At 68.3% G+C, this 20,120-nt stretch carries 16 protein-coding genes; 7 read left to right on the top strand and 9 right to left on the bottom strand.

Going from position 1 to position 20,120, the window contains the following annotated elements:
- Positions 1-5: 5 nt before the first annotated feature.
- The 4 genes from ACOGI5_RS06955 to ACOGI5_RS06940 all read right to left on the bottom strand — a co-directional run bounded on the left by ACOGI5_RS06955 (position 6) and on the right by ACOGI5_RS06940 (position 6,588).
- Positions 6-1,904 (bottom strand): hypothetical protein, encoded by a 1,899-nt coding sequence (locus ACOGI5_RS06955; protein ID WP_419863696.1) that lies wholly within the window; start codon positions 1,902-1,904, stop codon positions 6-8.
- A complete protein-coding gene (locus ACOGI5_RS06950; protein WP_419863695.1) occupies positions 1,904-3,172 on the bottom strand; it encodes an ABC transporter substrate-binding protein in 1,269 nt (422 codons plus the stop codon). The genes ACOGI5_RS06955 and ACOGI5_RS06950 overlap by 1 nt, the downstream gene beginning before the upstream one ends.
- A 147-nt stretch (positions 3,173-3,319) precedes the next feature.
- Positions 3,320-5,752, bottom strand: coding sequence for a xanthine dehydrogenase family protein molybdopterin-binding subunit (locus ACOGI5_RS06945; protein ID WP_419863694.1), 2,433 nt, complete (start codon positions 5,750-5,752; stop codon positions 3,320-3,322).
- Between the two features lie 68 nt (positions 5,753-5,820).
- Positions 5,821-6,588, bottom strand: coding sequence for an SDR family NAD(P)-dependent oxidoreductase (locus ACOGI5_RS06940; RefSeq protein WP_419863693.1), 768 nt, complete (start codon positions 6,586-6,588; stop codon positions 5,821-5,823).
- Positions 6,589-6,752: 164 nt separating this feature from the next.
- Between ACOGI5_RS06940 and ACOGI5_RS06935 the strand changes: the two genes are divergently transcribed.
- The 3 genes from ACOGI5_RS06935 (at position 6,753) to bfr (ending at position 8,345) form a co-directional block, all read left to right on the top strand.
- Positions 6,753-7,430: a metal-dependent transcriptional regulator gene (locus tag ACOGI5_RS06935; RefSeq protein WP_419863692.1), complete on the top strand. Its 678-nt coding sequence runs from the start codon at positions 6,753-6,755 to the stop codon at positions 7,428-7,430.
- Between the two features lie 150 nt (positions 7,431-7,580).
- Positions 7,581-7,811, top strand: a complete 231-nt coding sequence (locus ACOGI5_RS06930; RefSeq protein ID WP_419863691.1) for a (2Fe-2S)-binding protein — start codon at positions 7,581-7,583, stop codon at positions 7,809-7,811.
- A 60-nt stretch (positions 7,812-7,871) separates the two neighbouring features.
- Complete coding sequence (bfr, locus tag ACOGI5_RS06925) at positions 7,872-8,345, top strand: bacterioferritin (RefSeq protein WP_419863690.1); 474 nt, start codon at positions 7,872-7,874, stop codon at positions 8,343-8,345.
- Positions 8,346-8,455: 110 nt separating this feature from the next.
- Here the strand turns inward: bfr and ACOGI5_RS06920 are convergent, their stop codons facing one another.
- Positions 8,456-9,874 (bottom strand): DUF3179 domain-containing protein, encoded by a 1,419-nt coding sequence (locus tag ACOGI5_RS06920; protein ID WP_419863689.1) that lies wholly within the window; start codon positions 9,872-9,874, stop codon positions 8,456-8,458.
- A 36-nt stretch (positions 9,875-9,910) separates the two neighbouring features.
- On the bottom strand, positions 9,911-11,923 hold the full coding sequence (locus ACOGI5_RS06915) for a hypothetical protein (RefSeq protein ID WP_419863688.1): 2,013 nt from the start codon (positions 11,921-11,923) through the stop codon (positions 9,911-9,913).
- A gap of 81 nt (positions 11,924-12,004) precedes the next feature.
- On the opposite strand from ACOGI5_RS06915, the gene ACOGI5_RS06910 reads away from it, so the two are divergent.
- The gene (locus ACOGI5_RS06910) at positions 12,005-13,924 is read left to right on the top strand and encodes a flavin-containing monooxygenase (RefSeq protein ID WP_419863687.1); all 1,920 of its coding nucleotides are present in this window, start codon (positions 12,005-12,007) and stop codon (positions 13,922-13,924) included.
- 71 nt (positions 13,925-13,995) lie between these two features.
- On the opposite strand, the gene ACOGI5_RS06905 is transcribed toward ACOGI5_RS06910, so the two are convergent.
- Positions 13,996-14,811 carry an enoyl-CoA hydratase/isomerase family protein gene (locus ACOGI5_RS06905; protein WP_419863686.1) on the bottom strand — a complete coding sequence of 272 codons (816 nt, stop codon included), beginning with the start codon at positions 14,809-14,811 and terminating at the stop codon, positions 13,996-13,998.
- 191 nt (positions 14,812-15,002) lie between these two features.
- Here ACOGI5_RS06905 and ACOGI5_RS06900 point away from each other — a divergent pair, with 191 nt between their 5' ends.
- From ACOGI5_RS06900 to ACOGI5_RS06890, 3 genes are all read left to right on the top strand, one after another.
- The gene (locus ACOGI5_RS06900; RefSeq protein ID WP_419863685.1) at positions 15,003-16,580 is read left to right on the top strand and encodes a trimethylamine methyltransferase family protein; all 1,578 of its coding nucleotides are present in this window, start codon (positions 15,003-15,005) and stop codon (positions 16,578-16,580) included.
- Positions 16,581-16,647: 67 nt separating this feature from the next.
- The gene (locus tag ACOGI5_RS06895; protein ID WP_419863684.1) at positions 16,648-17,706 is read left to right on the top strand and encodes an LLM class flavin-dependent oxidoreductase; all 1,059 of its coding nucleotides are present in this window, start codon (positions 16,648-16,650) and stop codon (positions 17,704-17,706) included.
- 76 nt (positions 17,707-17,782) lie between these two features.
- Positions 17,783-18,175: a nuclear transport factor 2 family protein gene (locus tag ACOGI5_RS06890; RefSeq protein ID WP_419863683.1), complete on the top strand. Its 393-nt coding sequence runs from the start codon at positions 17,783-17,785 to the stop codon at positions 18,173-18,175.
- Between the two features lie 48 nt (positions 18,176-18,223).
- Here ACOGI5_RS06890 and ACOGI5_RS06885 read toward each other — a convergent pair whose 3' ends face one another.
- Complete coding sequence (locus ACOGI5_RS06885; RefSeq protein ID WP_419863682.1) at positions 18,224-18,997, bottom strand: SRPBCC family protein; 774 nt, start codon at positions 18,995-18,997, stop codon at positions 18,224-18,226.
- Positions 18,998-19,049: 52 nt separating this feature from the next.
- On the bottom strand, positions 19,050-20,060 hold the full coding sequence (locus tag ACOGI5_RS06880) for a dienelactone hydrolase family protein (RefSeq protein ID WP_419863681.1): 1,011 nt from the start codon (positions 20,058-20,060) through the stop codon (positions 19,050-19,052).
- Between the last annotated feature and the right edge of the window lie 60 nt (positions 20,061-20,120).

The raw sequence follows: 20,120 nt of genomic DNA, 5'->3' as shown, positions 1-20,120 counted from the left end.
GTTGCTCAAGCCGGTTCCGGATCGCGGCGCCGGGCCACCTCAGCAGCGATCAGCAGCGTCGCGATGGCGGCGACAATGCCGAGCACGAGCACAATCGCCCGTGCGTCGGGATCGTGCGCATCGGGGTCGAGGGTTGCGGCGGCCTGCAGGAGGTCATCGAGCAGCGTGTTGACGTCAGCCTGCAGCGCAGAAGTCGCTTGACGGCTCGACGCGATCAGCTCGGCTTCCTGAGCGATCAGGGGAAGCCGGTACCGGAGCGAGTCGAACAGGTTGTCGTCCCCGTCGCCCAAGGCGATGAACTGGCGTGTCAGCGGAACCAGTTGCGGGTGCACCGCGCTTCCGCCCTCTCGCTCCAAGTACGCGGCGCTCGTCTCCAGGCGGTGGGCCGCCGTCGTGAACCTCTCCTCGGCTTCAGCAATCAACGTCGGCTCGGAAATGACAAACGTGATGATGAATCCTGAGAAGGTTCGGAAGAGCGAGCTGAAGACGAGCGTGAGGTGCCGGTACCGCATGAGCTCTGAATGGGATAGCGGATCCGAATCGGCGGGCACATCCTCGGCGAACTCACTCCTTCCGGTCAGCATGTAATACAGCTGGTTGTCGAGGCTCGAGACGACCGCCGGCCGAAGCTGGTAGTCGAAGAACGCCCTCAGTTGCGCCCGTTGACCTTCGGCGGCCTGCAGTGCCCCTACGAGCTCCGGGCGGCCGTCATGGATCTGCTCGACGTCGGCCTGCGTTTGGTCGACCGATGCGCGCATCCGGGCGACGGCGTCACCGTGACCCGCGGCATCGAGGATGTCCAAGTTCTGGTGGATGCCGGAGATGTCGGCTGTGGCAGCGTCCCGGGTTGCCGGCAAGTCTCCCAACGGCGTCGTCGGGGCGCTCCTGGCCGTGGCAACCGCCGCGACGGAGCCCACATGCTGGTCAACTGCCAGAGCTGCATTCAGAACTTCGGCGATCCCGCCGTACCCGTCGACGGATCCGACGCTGTCGACCGCTTGGGTCAAGAACGCCGCAGCCTCCGCCTGCAGCGCCGCCACAGTCCCGTCAATTGCGGTGATATCGCGCGCCTCCTGCGCGCCCAGACCCAGGCGGATCTTCATCATGTCGATCATGTTCGCTTCGCCGTAGGCACCGTCCACGAGTTCCCTCGAGAGCGGGATCAGCGTGGGATCCAGATCTTGGTGGGTGTCTTCGGCAAATACCTCGAGGCTGTCAGAGAGCTGGTACATCACGAGGTCGATGTTCTCTTCGACCGTGGCGATGAAGGCAATGTTCGGCTGCCTCGCCGCAACCTCGAGCAGGACCGAGCCCTGGTCGACTTGCTGCGTCATGAGCGCGAGGCGCGAGTACCGCAGCAGGTCGTCGGGTGAGACGGCATCGCCGCGATCGGAGATCAAGCCAGCGAACACGTCGTCCTCGCTCGCCACCGACGCGGGCACAAGCTCCCAATTGGTCATGGCGATGATCTCTTGCCGGCGTCGTTCGGATTCGCGCAGCACCTCGGCCAGGGCGAGTCGCCGGCGTTCGATCTCCGCGGCGGTCTGGGCAAGGTCATTGGTCAGCTCACGCATCGTCGCCGATGCCTGCTCGTACCCCGCGGCCTGCAGGGCGTCAAGCTGCTCATTCAGCGCATCGATCTCAGCCTCCATGGAGGCTCGGGACTCTGCCAAGGTCTCGGGCGTCATGCCCGCGTTGGTTCTCACCGATGCAGCGTCCGCCAGGGACTTCACCTGTCGCACCACTGCCAACGCGGTCGTCACCGCACCGATGTCGGGTTCGTCATCCGTCGGGGTTGCCGAGTCGCCGGCGACGACCCAGCCGACGGCCGTGCTCGCAGCGATGAGTGCAAGCACGACCAGCGTGATCGTGGCCAGCCTGGCCGACACCCGCAGACGGCCCATTACTGCGTGTCCCCAAGATTGGCTGCCGGAACGAACCTGCCCTCGTCGTTGATCACGGTGAGGAGCACCTCGTCAGAGCCCTGGTTGTCGTCCGGCCCGTAGTGCAGGCTCACGCCCGAGAGGTCGATGGACTGCAACTCGGTGAATGCGCCCAGGAAGCACTTGCGTGTGAGGTCGGCCCCGCACGTGTCAAGTGCGACGATGGCCAATCGTCCCGCCAGGTACCCCTCCAGCGAGGCGAATCCGGGCGCGGCGTCCGGATCGATCTCGCCGAGTGCGGCCCGGTACTCCGCTACGACCGGGGTGTCGGTGTCATCCGGAATCGGAACCACCTGGGTGACGTACACGCCGGGGGCATCGTCTCCCAGCTCGGTTGCCAGCGCGTTGCTCCCCACGAAGGAGACCGCCATGAAGACGGGATCGACGTCCATGCGCAGCAGCTTGATCGCCTTGGCCACGGGCTGGTAGGCGCCGATGAAGATGACCGCCTCGGGTTGCGAGTCTGCGATGTGGAACACCGCAGCCTTCACCGCGCTGGAGTTCCGCTCGTAGTACCAGGTGGCAACGGGAGCGAGCCCGCGTCTGTCGAGCGCCTCGGTCACACCGTTCAGGCCGGATTGGCCGAACGAGTCGTTCTGGTACATCACTGCGACCCTGGTGACGCCCAGATCGGAGGTGAGCCGCTCGACCATGTGCTCGGTTTCCTGCGCGTACGAGGCTCGCAGGTTCACCACCGAATTCAGATCGGGATTCCGCAGGAAGCCGGCGCCGGTGAACGGGGCCACGAACGGCACGGCCCGCGACTCGGCGAGGGGAACAGCGGACCGCGATGTCGGCGTCCCCACCTCTCCGATGAGGGCGAACACCCGCTCCTTGGCGATCAGATCACGCGTGTTCGCGAAGGCAAACCCCGGCTCGTACCGGTCATCCAACGTGACCAGCTCCAGCATGCGACCGTGGACGCCGCCTGCTCGGTTCTGCTCGTGGAAGGCAGCCTCGATGCCCAAGCGCATGGCGTGCCCCAGTGCCTGCGCCGGGCCGCTGAAGGCCGCCGACTGCCCGAACAGGACACGATCGTCGGAGACGCCCGGGTTCGCCGGAGCACCAGCCATCGGCGCTGTTGTGGGCGCAGCATCCTCAGCGGCGTCGGCCGTCGGAGCATCATCCGGCGCGGCACCGGTGCACGCCGCCATCAGGATGGCTACGCCCGCAACCAGAGCTGCGAGCCCTCGGCTTCCTGGGAAGGGGTTGGCCGTGACTCTGGACATGGCGTCGTTCCTTTGGCGAGCGTCGCGGAAGCGTCCCGTCAAGCGACGGATGAGGCGACAGTAGATGCGCCGCAGAGGTGCCCGGCGATAACGGCGCGTATCTGCATGAGCGCTCTTGGTCGTCAGCGTGAATCTCAGTGATACGGCCTAGCAGCGGGCTCCCGCGACGAGGGCAGCGTGGATGCGGGCGGGATTCAGCGGCAGCTCGTCGATGGTGATGCCCATGGGCGCAAGCGCGTCGCAGACTGCATTCGCGATCGCGGCGTACGGGCCGAGCGTGCCGCCCTCGCCCACGCCGCGGATCTGGTTCAGGTTGTGCGCCGGGTCGGCCACGTGGCCCAGCTCGATCGACGGCATCCGGTCGGCGGTGATGGCCAGGTAGTCCATGAAGGTGCCCGAATGCAGCTGGCCGTCAGCGTCATAGACGAAGTGCTCGTAGAGCGCGCCGCCCACGCCCTGCGCTATGGCGCCGTGCATCTGGCCCTCCACGATCATCGGGTTGATGACGCGGCCGGTGTCCTCCACGCACACAATGCGCGCCACGTCCACCTCACCGGTGTCGAGGTCTACGGCAACCACCGCGGCTTGCGCGCCAGCAGCGAACGTGCCGGTCATCGGGTCGTAGAAGCGCATGGCCTCCAGGCCAGGCTCGACGCCAGGCGGGAGCCGGTGCGGTTCGAAGTAGGCCACGTGCGCCACCTCGCCGAGGGTGACGCCGACAGCAGGCGCATCCTGCGTGTGGATGAAGCCGTCGTCGATGCTCAGCCAGTCGGGCTCGGCCTCGAGCAGGTGAGCCGCGATGACCAACGCCTTGGTCAGAACGGCACGAGCTGCCAGCGTTGCTGCCCCCGAGCCGATGACGCCCTGACGGCTGGCGAATGCACCCATCCCGAACGAGATGCGATCGGTGTCGCCCATCTCTACCGTCACCTGCTCGACCCCGACGCCGAGCTCGGCGGCTACCACCTGCGCCATGGTCGTTTCCAGGCCCTGGCCCTGTGAGGTGACGCCCATGGCGGCAGTGACCGTCCCCGACGGGTCGATGCGCACCTCGGCCGACTCGTGGCCGGTGCGGAACGGCAGTCGCGGGCCGGCCGACGCCTTCTGCCCCAGCCCGGTCAGCTCGTTGTAACAGGCGAAGCCGATCCCGGTAGCTGCCGTCTTGCCGCGGGTCGTGCTGGGGGCCGGCCCGGATGCTGCGGCACCATCACTGCGCGCCGCCTGCTGGGCCCTCCGGAAACCTTCGTAATCCACGAGATCAGCCGCCTGTTCCAGGCACTCCACGTAAGTGCGTGAATCGTGCACCAGTCGCGTGGGCGCCGTGTACGGCAGATCCTCGGGTGCAACCAGGTTGCGACGGCGGATGTCGACGGGGTCCATGCCGAGCTCGGCGGCCGCGTCGTCGAGCAGGCGCTCCATCACGAACACGGTCGCCGGCCGGGCCACGCCCCGGTACGGCCCGGTCGGCGTGGTGTTGGTGGCCACGCCCAGCACCTCGCAGCGGTAGTGGAAGAGCTTGTAGGGGCCGGTCAGCAGGCCCCCAGCCATGAGCGGCTCGATGCCAGCCGTCCACGGCGGCGAGCTGTAGGCGCCCACGTTGGCATGCAGCACCGCATCGATCGCGACCAGGGTTCCGTCGGCCTCGAATCCAGCCCGCACCGTGTAGTGATGGTCGCGGGCGTGAAGCGCGGTGGCCATGTGCTCAGAGCGGGTTTCCACCCACCCGACAGGGCGGCCGAGCCGCCGGGCGAGCTGGCTCACCACGACATCTTCGGGATACAGCGCTCCCTTGACGCCGAACCCGCCGCCGACGTCGCCGACCACCATGCGTACGGCGCTGTCAGCCAAGCCGAGCACCTTCGCCAGACCGTTGCGGTGCAGGTACGGCACCTGGGACGTGGCGTGCAGCGTCAGCTTGGTGCCCTCGCGATTCCAGATCGCCACAGCACCACGGCCCTCCATGGGCGTGGCCCCGTGCCGGTTGGTGCGGTAGCGGCGCTCGACCACCAGATGCGAGCCGGCGAGCGCTGTGTCCGCGTCACCGGCATCGAAGGTGCGGGTGACGATGAGGTTGTCGGGTGCGATGTCATGTACTGGTTCGGAAGGATCCGCGGCAGCAGCCACGGCGTCGACGTGCACCCGGAGCTCGTCGTAGGCCACCTCCACGAGCTCGGCGGCATCGGCGGCCGCTGCAGCAGTGGCGGCCACCACCGCCGCAACAGCCTCGCCCTGGTAGCGCACCTTGTCGGTCGCGAGCACGGGCTGAGGAGTGTTCACATGGGTCGGCAGCGCCGACTCGGCGACGAGTGCCAAGCCGGCGAAGTCCGGGTCGGCGCCGGCCGCGACGTCAACCACACCGGGAGCCTGCCGAGCAGCCGAGACATCGATCGAAACGATCCGAGCATGCGCCACGGGACTGCGCACGAATGCCACCGCGAGCTGCCCGTCGTAGCGGACGTTGGCGATGTAGCGGCCGCGCCCTCGCAACAGCCGGCCGTCTTCGCGCCGGGGCACCGGCTCGCCGAACGGGCCGCCCTCGGTGGGCGCTGTCTCATCCAGCCGGAATGGCTCGTCTGCCACGGTGCTCTCTCCCCGACCGGCATCTCACCGGCGGTGCGAGCACAAGCCGGGCAGATGACATGAGCCGCTCAGACCATCGAGTAGCCGCCGTTGACGGAGACGGTTTGGCCGGTGGTCCATCCTGACAGCGGCGAGGCCAGCAGCAGCACCATCGGCGGCACGTCGTCGGGCACGCCGACCCGCCGCAAGGGGTACATCTTGGCGATGCGGGCCATGCGCTCGTCGTCGGCATTGCCGGTGTGGTGGGCGAAGCGTTCCGAGCGCACCAATCCGAGCGACACCGTGTTGGCACGGATCCCGTTGCGGCCGAACTCCTTGGCGACCGACTTCATCAGACCCATTGTGGATGCCCGCGTGGTGGCCACGCCCGCGAGGCGGCTTTCGCCCACCCGGCCTGAGTCGCCCATGAGCGACACGATCGATCCCGCTGTGCCGGCGTCGACCATGTGACGCACGACTGCCTGGGTCATCCGCATGGTGCCCATCACCGTCACATCCACCATCCGCGCCAGCTCGTCGGGGTCGGCGTCGACGAACGGCCCCGTGTCGGTGTAGGCGGCATTGTTGATGAGCACGTCGATGCCGCCGAACTCGCTGACGACCTGGCCCACCGTGCGCTCCACATCGTCCTGGCTGGTGACGTCGCATCGGACGGCGAGCGCTGCCCGACCCGACTCCTGGGCTGCGGCAGCACCCTTCTCGGCGCCTTCGCTCGAAGCGTTGTAGGCGAAGGCCACGTTCGCACCCTCGTCGGCGAACGCCGCGGCGATGGCCAATCCCAGCCCCTGTCCGGCGCCAGTCACCAGGACGTTCTTACCTGCCAGCTGCAGATCCATCGCACGCTCCGCTCTGTGACTCGCCGCCTACCCGAGGCGACGCAAGTCTGCCGCGAGCGGAGCGAGAGCGCCCACGCAACATCGCATCGCACGAATGCGACGGCCGACAAGTACAGCCGTAATCCGGTGCAGCGCGGCTGTGGCCTAGGGGTATGGTGACGGCCATGGGGTACGAGCCGACGGAATACCACCCGGCCTTCGAGGAGTACTCCGAGACGGTGTACGAGCTGGCCGAGGACGGCGTCGAGGTCATCCAGGCGCGCATCGCCGAACGGCTGGAGGTCTCGCGCCCAGCGGTGTCGGAGATGATCCGCCGTATGCAACGTGAGGGCCTGGTCAACGTGGATGACCACGCCCACATCAGCCTCACCGACGAGGGTCAGCAGATCGCCACGACGGTGGTGCGACGGCACCGGTTGGCCGAGCGGTTCCTGACCGACATCTTGAAGCTGAACTGGGCGGATGCCCATCACGAGGCCGGCCGCTGGGAGCACGTCATCTCGCCCGTCGTCGAGCAGGCGATGATGGAAGTGCTCGAAGATCCGAACACGTGCCCGCACGGCAATCCGATTCCCGGCACCGACTATGTCGCGCCGACCGATGCCAAGCCGCTTGCCGAGATCGGCGCCAGCGGCGCATTCACTGTGCAGCGCATTCCCGAAGAGCTCGAGTTCGAAACGGGACAGCTCGAGTTCCTGGAGCAATCAGGGCTGATGCCGGGCCGAGCGGGCGAGGTTCTGTCGGTGGCTCCCGATGGCACCGCCACCGTCCGGATGCCCGAAGGCACGGTCGGCGTGAGCGCCTACACCGCTGCCCGCATCCTCGTCACTGCCACGGTCTGAGCCAGCCATTCGCGCGCAGACCGGGCGTCGGCGCTGCGCCGGCGCGACCCGATTGCGCTTGTGGCGTTAGCGATGCCTAACATGGAGCATCAAGATTGCGTGTACCGCCCGGCGGTGTGCGCATGAGTCGCCCGAGAGGCCGCCGCTGCCATGATCGTCTGCCAGTGCCTCGCCACGAACGAGGCAACCATCCGGCACTTCGCTACACACGGTGCGGTCACGGTGGCGGACATCGGTCGGGTGTGCGGCGCGGGCACCGATTGCGGCAGCTGCCTGATGACGATTCGAGCCGTGCTGGATCAATGTCGAGATGTCGAGCTTGATCCGGCGCACCACAGGGTGCACTCCATCGCGTTCGACCCGATTGTCGTCGGCACCTGATCGCTGCAGGCGGAACACGGCGCGACGTGCGCTGCGACGATGGGCGCATAGGGTGGAGCCATGCGAGGTTCGCCTGAAGTCATCGAGTTCTTGAACGAAGCGCTCACGGCCGAGCTGACGGCCATCAACCAGTACTTCGCCGCCTCGAAGATCGCTGAGAACTGGGGCTACGGCCGGCTGGCGTCGCAGTATCACGAGGAATCCGTCGAAGAGATGCGCGATGCCGAGAAGCTGATGGAGCGCATCCTGCTGCTGGATGCGCTGCCCAACATGCAGCGGCTCGGCACGGTGATGATCGGCGAGACCGTGCCCGAACAGCTCGCACTCGACCGCCAACTCGAAGAGAACGCCATCGAGCGGTACCGGGCCGGCGTGCGCCTGTGCCTCGACCACGGAGACGCCGGCACCCGCGAACTGCTGGAGCACCTGCTGGTCGGCGAGGAAGAGCATCTCGACTGGATCGAGACCCAGCAGAGCCTCATTGAGGACATCGGCGTCGAGCGCTACCTGCAATCTCAGATCGGCGACGAGTAGAGCCGCTCGCACCCGGTGTGCAGGGCGGGGCCGCCCTCTGCTCCGGGAATCCAGCAGGTTCCAACCTCGCAGAGTTCGGCCCCGCCCTGCACACCTGACGTACCGGTGCGCTACGAGGTGCCGAGCAGTTCGATGCCGGGGTCGTAGGCGGCGGCTGCGAACCAGAAGGTGTCGATGTGCTCGATGGGCTGGAGCTGGGCGCCCGCCAACGGGCCGTCGAGTGCCCGGCCGAGTATTGACCAGGTGGAGCCAGTCTGATCGTCGGTGAATGCTCCGGGGCCAGCCGAGCTCGCGGCGCCGGGCTTGCGGGTGAACGTCAGCGCCTGACCGTCCACATTGGGGTCGAACACGCCCGTCGCGCCGACATCACGTCCGAAGGCCACCTGCTGATGCTGGATCGGTGTGGCCGTGCCGGGGAGATGGAGCGCTACCACCGGCGTGCCGTCCAGGTCGAGCGTCAGCACGCCTGCTGAGCTCAGCGTGTCGAGTTGCACTGCGACCGAGGCGCCGCCATGGCGGACGACCAGCACGCGGGTCTGCGGTGGCAGGCGATCGTCGGGCGTGCCGCTGAAGAACATCGGATTGCCGTCGGGCGTGTCGTAGTTGACGTAGGCATTGGTGCCGTATGAGCGCCCGAAGCCGCCGGGACGTGTCATCACCAGGCCGTTGGGGTGCTCGGCGAGGAACGTCTCCCAAGCCACGGTGGCGACTGGGATCAGCTCGAGCTGCGATCCGGTCAGCGCGCCGGCGATGGCCTGCCCGGTGTAGTGGGCCCACAGGCTCTCGGTCTGACGGTCGTACATCACAAGCGCCGAGTTGTAGAGCCGCCCCGAGGTGCCGAAGTCGAAGATGCGATCGCCGAGCTGGCGGTAGTACCCGATGGCCGTATTGCACAGCGGGCAGAAGGTGATGGTGACCGGCTCGCCGCCGACGGTGTCGTTGACGATCTCGTGCCACAGCAGCACCTGCGCGGGGTAGGCACGAGCGTCGCCGTTGAGGGTGAGCGTGACCACGGCCTCCTGCGGCTGCAGGAAGCCGACGTCGGTAGCCCGCTCGAACTCCGGTGCGTCGATGGACGGGATGCCGTCGGGCGGCGGCCCGCCGGAGAGGACATCGAGGGGCGACACCAGCGGTTCGGGCAGCAGCGGTGCGGTCATGCCCTCGCGCAGCGCGGAGACGGTGGACTCACGCGGGCCGCCGGGGATCTGGGTGACCCTGACGTCGACGATCAACTCATCTGGCGAGGTCGACCGGGGTGCCGCGGCTGTGGTCGCCGGCGCGGACTCGGCGCTCGCTGGCCCCGTCGAATTGGAGCCGGCGCTGTCCGGCTCAGCCTGCTGATCGCTCGACGGCGTGTCAGCACAACCCGCCGCGATGAGCATGAGCGCTGCTGCCAGCAGTGCCAGCACGCCGCGGGCACCAAGCCGTCGTGTGGCCGCTGACGTCAGCCGGAACCGATCCAGACGGCGGCAGGTCGTCGTACCAGCGCGGATGTCGGCCGGTACCGATGCCGCTGTCGTAGGAGCCATCGTGCGACGGTACTCCGGCTGCCCGCGCCGCCATGTTCACAAGCCGATGCACCTGCGTCCCGGCAGATGCCACAGCGCCCAAGACCCCGCCGGTTCGTCGACGAGATGCCGGGCGTTCGTGCAGCGCTGTGCCAGGTCATCGTCGGCGATCACCAGCTCGGAGCACGGTCGGTCGCCGGCGTTCAGCCTGACCCGTTCGTGGGTGATCTCGGGCAGCTCCAAGCGGTAGAGCCACAGCGCGTAGTCGGGCACCGACATCCGGTCGTGAGCGAGACAGATCAGGCCGTCGTCTTCAACAGCGCCCGACACGGCTTCGGCGGCGGTGACCTGGTCGCGTGCGACGGCACCGACATCGGCGAGATGGCGATGGTTCGACACCGTGCCGACCGTCCCCAGTGCCAGCACGCCAGCGACGAGCGTGCCGAGCGCGGCCGTGGGGGTGACAGCGGTGCGTCGGCGGAGACGCCCGCTGCCGCTGTCCGATGCCGGCCGCGGGGCTGATGCGACGGGTTCTCCGGCATCGATGGCCGCGTAGGAGCGCCGCGCTGCGGCGGCGAGCAACGTGCCGAGCAGGGTCACAGCGAGGGCCGCCACAGCCACGGCGCTCAGCCGATCATCGAGCCACGTCCACGCCGGGCTGAACGACAGCGTCATGATGCGGCGCGGTGCCGCGTCGTAGTCGCCGGCTACAGCGACCACCACTGCAAACGAGATCACCAGCACGGCCGTCGCTGTCCCGAGCACGGCCGAACCGCTTGGCGTCAAGGTGCTCCGACGACTCGCCGTCGAACATGGCGAAGCACCGATGCCCGACGTCGCCGATTCTCCGCGAGGCGCTGTCGGCCGGGCCGCGAGCCACGCCAGCGCGGCGACGGCCAACGGCACCGCCCACGGGTCGACATAGCGGCCGTAGAGCAGCGCATCGGCCCGTGCGCTTCCAGTGAGTGTCCAGCCGCCGAGCAGCACCGCTCCGAGCGCTCCGAGCGCCAAGCAGACCAGCGCAACCGTGAGCGGTTCCAGGTTGCTGGTGCATTCCTGCGGAGGCCGAGCGCCCGGGCTTCGGTCAGCGCCCCTGGACAACGGCTCTCGGCGACGCCGTCGCCTGAGCAGCCCTCCGGTTGTCTCTGCCGGCAGATCCGAGACGGTGACCTCATCCGCGTCGTCGACAGGCCACCGTAGGCACAGCCTGAGTGCGACCCCTAATCCCGCCACCAGACCGATGACGCCGAGCCCGACAGTTCCGCCGCCCAAGGCCAGCAGCTGTCCCAACACTGTGGCGATCGGCTCGGCGCCACGGTCGAGCTGCGCCGCCTCGCTCAGCCGCTCCGTGGGCCAGGTGCCGGTCAGCGACAGTGCGAGCGCAGTTGCAGCACCGCCGACCAGCAACCCGCCGCCAAGACTGGCCCACGCTCGACGGCCGATCCGGCAGAGCAACGCCGTCAGCACCACGGCGGCGACCAGCACGATCATCCGGGCGTGCAAGGCGACGGCCAGCGTCGCTACCAGTCCTGCCCGGGCCCACGCCCGCCGGCTCGCCCCAGAACCGGCAACCTTCGCGGCGAAGGCCACCGCGAGCGCCACGACGAGCACTGCCAGGGTCAGCAGCGTCTCGGGCCAGGCGATGCGCGAGGCGCTCGACAGCGACGGGTGCACCGCGGCGATGAGTGCAACAGCCCCGGCAATCCACCAGCGCTGCGAGCAGACCAGGCCGAGCCGGCCCGCCACCAGCACGGCGGCCGTTGCAGCCAGCGAGTTGACGACCAGCGCGAGGTAGTGCACCACCTCGCCCTGGGTCCCCAGCAGCGAGACCTGCGAGATAGCCACCAGCGGCGCGATCAGCAGTCCGTAGCCCGGCTGGAACGGGATGTCACCGGGCGCGAACCCGTCGCCGCCGACCCACTGGGCGATGCCCAGGTACGCCGGGATGTCGGGCACCGCCACGGGTCCCCCGGCCACGATCGCCGTGCGCAGGTGCACCACGAGCACGGCGAGCAGCACGCCCATCCCCACTGAGGCCCACACAAAAACCTGCGGTGTGTCGCGCTGCATGTCGCTGGGAAGGCTGTCACACCCCGGCGCGCCGTCGGGCGCCTCCCCTAACATCGAACGGGGCACCACGGAGGTCGCACGATGTCACAGGGCCAGGCGGCAGCAGACGCGGGCACACGTCCGGCGATCAGCATCGACCCGCAAACGGGTCGCAAGATCTTCAACACCCGAGCGGCGAAGGCGTCAGAGAAGATCCAGGGCAAGGGCTACTCGGTCAACGCCGACGAGCACGCCAAGGAGCTGCCGCCTCCCCCGCCGGGTGCTGTGTTCAACGCCGAGGAGCAGGCCAAGTACCGGGACTTCAAGGAGGCCCGCCGGGGCGCGGCCGACTACATGGCGATGGAGGGCGAGTTCAAGCGCTACCTCGACGACGTGTATTCCGAGCCCCCGATCGAGCGGGACGCGCTCAACGACGAGTGCGAGGTGCTGTGCATCGGCGCCGGGTTCGCCGGACTGCTGCTGTGGCACAAACTGCAGGCCGCCGGCTTCAGCGACGTGCGCTTCTGCGAGAAGGGCGGAGACGTCGGCGGCACCTGGTACTGGAACCGCTACCCCGGCATCGCCTGCGACGTGGAGTCATACAGCTACCTGCCGCTGCTCGAGGAGATGCAGTACATCCCGACGATGAAGTTCGCCTCGGGCTTCGAGATCCTCGAGTACTGCCAGGCAATGGCCGACAAGTTCGGCTTCTACGACCAGTGCCTGTTCCACACCACGGTGGATTCGACCACCTGGGACGAGGAGACCGGCCGCTGGACCGTCTACACCGACCGCGGCGACGCCATGAAGGCCCGCTACGTGATCCTGGCGAACGGCATTCTCACCAGCCCGAAGCTGGCACGCATCGACGGCATGGCCAGCTTCGCCGGCGAGTCGTTCCACACTTCACGCTGGGACTACAACATCGACCTCGAAGGCAAGCGGGTGGGCATCATCGGCACCGGTGCCACGGCGGTGCAGGTCATCCCCGAGATCGCCAAGGTGGTGGGCGAGCTGTACGTGTTCCAGCGCACGCCGTCGTCGATCGACGTGCGGGACCAGCGGGCCACCGATCCTGAGGAGATCGCCGAGTGGTCGAAGGAGCCCGGCTGGGCGCGGGCCCGGCGCAAGCGCTTCTCCCGCATCTCGTCGGGCCGCACGGCGATCAAGGCCAACGACGACTACCTGGCCGGCCGGGTCGACGACTTCAAAGAGCGCAAGCAGCATGCTCGCAAGCTGTCGCCCGAGGAGCTGGTGCAGAAGCAGCTCAACACCAACTTCCGGATCATGGAGCAGATCCGTGCGCGGGTGGACGCGATCGTGGAAGACCCTGCGACCGCCGAGGCGCTGAAGCCCTACTACCCCTATGGCTGCAAGCGGCCCACCTTCCACGACGAGTACCTGCCCACGTTCAACCTGCCCCACGTGCATCTGGTGGACACCGCCCCGATGGGCGTGCAGGAGATCAACGAGCGGGGCGTGGTGCACGAGGGCATCGAGTACCCGCTGGACGTGCTGATCTACGCCACCGGGTTCCAGTGGATGGCGACCTCGACGTTCAACATGATCAGCGGCCGTGACGGCGTGACGCTGAGCGAGAAGTGGCAGACCGAGGGCACGCGGACCTTCCTGGGACTGCACAGCCACGGCTTCCCGAACCTGTTCATCGTGTCGGGTCCCCAAGGCGGCGGCGGCAGCTTCAACTTCACCGACGCCATCGATACCCACGGCGACTACATCGTGTGGATGCTCACTGAGATGCGCGACAAGGCGTGGAACGTGGTGGACATTACCGAGGACTCAGAGGTGAACTACGCCGAGCACTGCCGGGTGGCCGACATCACCACAGCTCCGCTGCGCGACTGCCTCTCGTACTACAACGGCCACGGCGACGCTCAGCCCGGCAGCCTGGCGTACTACGGCGGCGGCTACTGGCACAAGTGGCGGATCGCCGCGCAGGAGTCGCTGGACCCGTACCTGTTCGAGTTCAAATCCGACCAGGTGCCCCAGCCCGCCGGCTAGCTGCCCGCCGGCCGGGTCGACCGCCGGCGGAACTCGGTTCTCCGCGGCGGCACCTCAGCTGATGCGGCGGGTCAGCGGTTGGACCACTTCACCTGGCGGCGTTCCAGGAACGAGGCCATGGCTTCGCGGCTGTCCTCGGTCAGCGACGACATGATCTGCGTGCGGTTCTCGAGGTCGATGCCGGCGCGCAGGCTGCCGATCTCGAGGTTCGACCACATGACTTCCTTGGTCATCCATACGCCGAAGGGGCTGTTGGCCGCGATCTCGGCAGCGACGCCGAGGCAGGTGTCCATGAGGTCGTCGTCGGGCACGACGGCGCTGACGAGCCCGATCCGGTCGGCTTCGGCGGCGTCGATGACTCTGCCGGTGAGCATCAGCTCCCAGGCCCGGGAGGCGCCGATGAGGCGGGGCAGGATCCAGCTCACGCCGATATCGCATCCCGAGATGCCGAGCCGCACGAACGCAGTGCCGAACTTGGCTCGCTCGGCGCAGTAGCGGATGTCGGAGGCGCAGGCGATGGCAAACCCGCCGCCCGCGGCCGCCCCGTTGATGGCGGCGATGATCGGCTGGCGCACGTCGCGCATGTGGTGCACGAGCTCGGCGATCTCCTGCTGCACGGCCATGCCGCGCTGGGGCGCGCCTAGGTCTTCGGTCCCCGGCACGCCGCCGAACCCGGTGAGGTCGAGTCCCGCGCAGAAGCCGCGGCCTGCGCCAGTCAGCACGACCGCACGAGTGTCGTGGTCGGCGTCGACGGCGCTGAATGCGCTGTGCAGGTCGGCGACCAGCCCGTGGGTGAGGGCGTTCAGCCGCTCAGGCCGATTGAACGTGATGCGGGTCACACCGTCAGCTGGTGCGTCGATGGCTAGGTTCTCGTAGCTCTCGGACATCTGGGCATCCTCTCGCTCAGCGGTCGTTGGCGACACTGTGTCGGGCAGCGACAGCACAGTAGCCAGCGGTGCCGGAGCACTCTCGGGCCGGTCTGTCCGGGTGGCGGCAGCACTCAGGGGATGGGCAGTGCTGAGCGAGGCCGCTGGGGCGGCGGACACCGCCGACCGGGGACGTAGCCCACAATGTGCCGATGGCAGACGGGAGCGGCGCGAACAGCGGCAGCAGCGCTCGCAGCGGCCGTCGGGGTCGCTCCAGCCGTGTCGCAGCACGAACGGCAGGCCCGGAACCGTCAGCCGAACAGGCCACGCCGCGGCGGCGCATCCCGCCCTATGAACTGCTGAACGAAGCAGCGCTGGCACGCCTGGAAGCACATGCCGACTGGATCCTGGATGAGATCGGCGTCGAGTTCCGCGGAGATGATGAGGCGCTGGAGCTCTTCCGGGCGGCTGGGGCGCGCGTCGACGGCGTGCGGGTGCGCTTCGAGCCCGGTCTGGCTCGTCAGCTCTGCTCGACCGCGCCGAGCCGGTTCGCTCTGTGGGGCCGCGACGGCCGGCGCGTCGAGATCGGCGGCGACCACGTCGTGTTCACGCCCGTCTACGGGCCGCCGTTCGTCACCGATCTGGATGGCGGCCGGCGCTATGCCACCATCGCCGACTTCGCGAACTTCGTGAAGCTGACGTGGATGTCACCGTGGCTGGCTCACGGCAGCGGCACGGTGTGCGAGCCGGTAGACGTCCCGGTCAACAAGCGGCACCTCGACATGGTGGACGCCCACCTGCGCTGGTCGGCCAAGCCGTTCATGGGCGCCGTGACGGCGCCAGAGCGGGCCGAGGATTCCATCGCGATGGCCCGGATCGTGTTCGACGCAGCATTCGGCGCCGAGTTCATGGAGACGCACTGCGTGATCCAGGGGAACGTGAATGTCAACTCGCCGCTGGTGTGGGACGACACGATGAGCGGTGCGCTCAAGGCCTACGCCCGGGCAAACCAGGGTTGCCTGATCTCGCCGTTCATCATCGGCGGGGGCATGGGCCCGGTCACTCAGCCGGCGCTGATCGCCCAGGCCCACGCCGAAGCCATGACCGGGATTGCGCTCACCCAGTTGGTGCGGCCCGGCTCGCCGATGATCTACGGGAACTTCCTGACCACCATGGACCTTCGTTCGGGCGCGCCGACCTTCGGCACCGCCGAATCGACGCTGGCCACCTATGCGATCGGCCAGCTCGCCCGGCGGCTGGGGCTGCCGTTCCGTTGCGGGGGCCACTACACCGCATCGAAGATCGCCGATGCCCAGGCCATGCAGGAGTCCGCCGATGCGATGACACCGGGGCTGCTGGCCGGCGCGAACTTCATCCTGCAGGCGGCCGGCTGGCTGGAAGGCGGCCTGAGTGTCGGGTACGAGAAGTTCGTGATGGACGCCGACCGCTGCGGCATGCTGCACCGGCTGCTGGAAGGCCTCACCGTTGACGACAACGAGCTTGGCGGGGCGGCGTTCAGCGAGGCCGGGCCGGGCGGGAATTACCTGGCGACGGCGCACACCATGGCCAATTTCGAGACGGCCAACTTCGAGGCTGCGCTGTGTGACACGCGCTCGTTCGAGCAGTGGTCCGAGGAGGGTGCGCTCGACATGGCCCAACGCGCCAACCGGCAGTGGAAGCAGATGCTCGCCGACTACGAACCTCCCCCGCCACTCGATCCGGCCGCCGATCGCGAGCTGCAGGCATTCGTCGAAGATCGCAAGGCAGCCGTCCCCGACGCCTGGTACTGAGCCGCGCGAACCCGATCTGGCTTCGGTTTGCCCAACTAGCTTCCCATTGCTGAGCAAGGAGCACGGTATGGCGCAGTCGCTCAGGTTCGGGATCGTGCACGACTTCCGCTGCCCGCCGGGCAGCGACGTGACCATGCCGCAGGTCTATGCCGAGACGTTCGAGCAGGTGGTGCTGGCCGAGCAGCTCGGTTTAGAGCAGTGCTGGTTCACCGAGCACCACTTCATCGAAGACGGCTACCTGCCCAACTTCGTGCCGGTTGCCGGTGCTGCGGCGGCGCTCACCACCACGATGCGGTTCTCCACCGACATCTGCCTGATGCCGTTCCGCGACCCGGTGCGGCTGGCCGAGGACCTTGCCGTGCTCGACAACATCTCCGACGGCCGGATGGAGCTGGGCATCGGCATGGGCTACGCCGCGCACGAGTTCGCCGGATTCGGCCTGCCGCTCAGCCGGCGGGTGTCGCTGACCGAGGAGGCCATCGAAGTACTGCGGCTTGCGTGGGCGGGCGAGCCGTTCAGCTACGAGGGCAGGCGCTATTCGTACCGGGACCTGCGCGTCACGCCCGACCCAGTGCAAGCCGGCGGTCCGCCGCTGTGGGTGGCGGCCACCAGCGAGGCAGGTGCCCTCCGCGCCGCTCGCTTCGGCACCAACTTGCTGCCCCAAGGGCCGAAGGCCGCGGTGCTGGATCCATGGAAGGAAGCGCTGGTGGCTGACGGCCGCGACCCCGGCGACAAGCGGGTGGGGATCATCCGCGGCGTGTACGTGACCGACGGCCGGGACCCTGCCGATGACCCGACGTGGGAGGCGATCGCCGCCGCGGAGAAGTACCGGCGGGATGTGTACATCGGCATCATCAAGGCCAGCGCCGACCACAAGGCGACCGCCCGTGAGCGGGCTGCCCGCACCGGGCCACGCGAGCCCGACCCGCTGAACCCGCTGGTGTGGACCGTCGGCGACGCCGACCAGTGCGTGGCCGAGCTGACCACGATGATGCGCGACCACGACGTCACCGACCTGGTCACCTGGGGCGGCCCACCCGGCCTGCCGCCGTCCGTGATGAACGCCGCGCTGGAACGTTTCGCCAGCGATGTCATACCCCGAGTCCGCGCTGACCTCGCGCGCTGACCGTCCGGTCCAGCAATCAGGGCCTTCGGCCGCGCTCGCCGGGAAGCACACGCGCCGACTGGCCTATGGTCCCGGCATGGACATTGCTGACCGTCTGGAACTGCACGAACTGCCGGGGCGATACGGCGACATCATCGACGACCGCGACTGGGACCGGCTCGGGACGATCTTCACCGACGACGCGGTGTTCGACCTGACCGACCTGGGGGCGCCGCGACTGGAGGGCCTGACGGCGATCCGGGACTTCATGGCCGACGAGGCCGAGCACCCGCGCACCCACACCATGACCAACATCTACGTGAACGAGACCGACACCGGCGTGGAGCTGAAGTTCCGCATCCTGGCGCTGCTCGGCGGCGGCAAGGTGGGCACAGCCTCGTATCACGACCTGGTGGTGAAGACTCCTGACGGCTGGCGCGTGCAGGACCGCATGCTGAAGCATCGCCGCACCCAGGTGTATCCCGACTGAGTTGCCAGTGGCCCGATTCTCGGGCTCGACGGAGGATCAGTCGAGACCTCAGTCGGACTGCGGTGCGTGGTCGGCGAGCCAGGCACGCCAGCCGGCGTCGTCGCGCTCGGCTATGGCGGCGCCGTCGGGGCCGTAGAGATACAGCCAGACCGAGACCATCGTGAACCCACCGCCGTCCTCGGAGGTCAGGAAAGCCGTGCCGGGTGCGGGGGTGTCGGCCAGCAGGCTGATGCGGCGGGGGCCGGTCTCGATGACGGTGCCGCCCAGCTTGGTGTCATCGTCGGCGGCCACGTCGAACCGGTCGCCGACATCGGGCATCTTGTCGATGCCGAGCCCGCCGGCGAGGATCTCCCACCCCTCCTCGGGCGTGACCGGCCACATCACCATGGGCAACGCAGAGGTGGCGGTCTGGCCGGCGAAGTGCTCGAGGTGCAGCTGCAGGTTGGCCATGAACAGCTTCCAGCCGTCCACCATCGCGTCGTACTGCGGATCGCCGTCGGCGAAGCCGGCGTTGTGCAGGCGCACGGTGCAGGTGTTGGCGTCGTTCGGCTCGACCGTCCACTCGAACGTGAGCCCGCCGACACCCTCGCCGCCGTCGAACACGATCCGGTGCGGCGGCTCCCACACGGCGACCCGGCCGGCGATCTGCATCTCCGGCTCGGGCCCGAACGATGCGACCCCCGCTCCTCCAGCACGTTCCTCAACAGTGTGCGGCACGTACCACGACGAGATCCCCGGCCCCGTCGCCACCGCCCGCCACACCGTCTCAACGTCGCCGATCACCTCGACCGACAGATCAATAGCCCGTCCCGTGTCCGTCATGCCCTCAGCTTGCCCGATCGCGTTGATCTACGCATACACGATGGGTGGGTCGCTAAAGGACAGATGGCGGGGTCGGGGACAGGGTGTTGAGCCAGAAGGTGGTCATGTCTTCGACGAAGAGGGGGGCGAGTTCGGGGGTGCCGCCGATGTGGGCGCCGCGGACGCCGTAGCCCGCGTTGATGGAGTAGAGGAAGCCGTCGAGGTCGACCAGCGACGGGTCCGGTTGATCGGAGGTCGGCGGGATGAAGGCGCCGTCGTCGGCGATGTAGACGGTGGGCGCTCCCGGTGTGACGGCAGCGTCGGCGATGTGCTCGAGCGGGGTAGCGCGGTCGAAGCTGTGGTGGGCGTCCGCCACGACTCGCACCGTGGCATCGCCGCCGGCGACGTGCATGGCATGGATATGGGCCTGCACCTGCATCGGCGAGCACCAGTCGTCATGATCGCCGATGATCGCCCGGACACGTGTGCTGCCGACTGCGGGGTCGACGAATTGGTGTCCCGACCAGGGATAGGCGGCATAGACGCCTGCCAGCTTCGGGGCGCCGGAGGCTGCCGCCAGGTGCACCGATGCGGCGCTGAGCACCGCCGAGCCGCCCCGGCTGTGGCCTTGCGCGCCGATGCGGGACGCATCGATCTCGGGGCGTGAGGCAAGCGCTTCCGCTGCGGCCAGGACATCCCAGGCGCTCGCCGCGAAGGAGAACTGGACTTGGTTGGCAACCGTCGAGGTGACGCTGCGAGGACCGAACGGATCGATGCCGCACGCGGCGATGCCGACGTCGACGATGGCCGATGCATGGGCGAGGTGGTGGGGCGCGAGCCCGAGACTGCCGGGCACGACGATCACGACCGGGAATGGCCCCGGACCATCGGGCAGGAAGAGCTTCGCCCAGATGTCCTGGCGGGGCATGGCGCCGGTGTCGGAGATGGCTTGGTGGAAGTTCGTGGGATTCGCCGAGGCGATGGTCAGCGCTTCGCCCGCGCGGCCGTTGACCAGGCGGTAATCGACGTCATAGGCGGCGCTCACGTCGGCTGGCGCGTCGCTCGCGTTCTCGCTGTCTGACACCTACACAGCCTGCCGCGTCCCGGACCGGCCGACGGCCACGGCACGCCGGCACGAGCGTCA

The organism is Candidatus Poriferisodalis sp. (assembly GCF_965208925.1).
Taxonomy (GTDB): Bacteria; Actinomycetota; Acidimicrobiia; order Acidimicrobiales; family Poriferisodalaceae; genus Poriferisodalis.
This window is presented reverse-complemented; position numbering and strand designations above follow the sequence as displayed.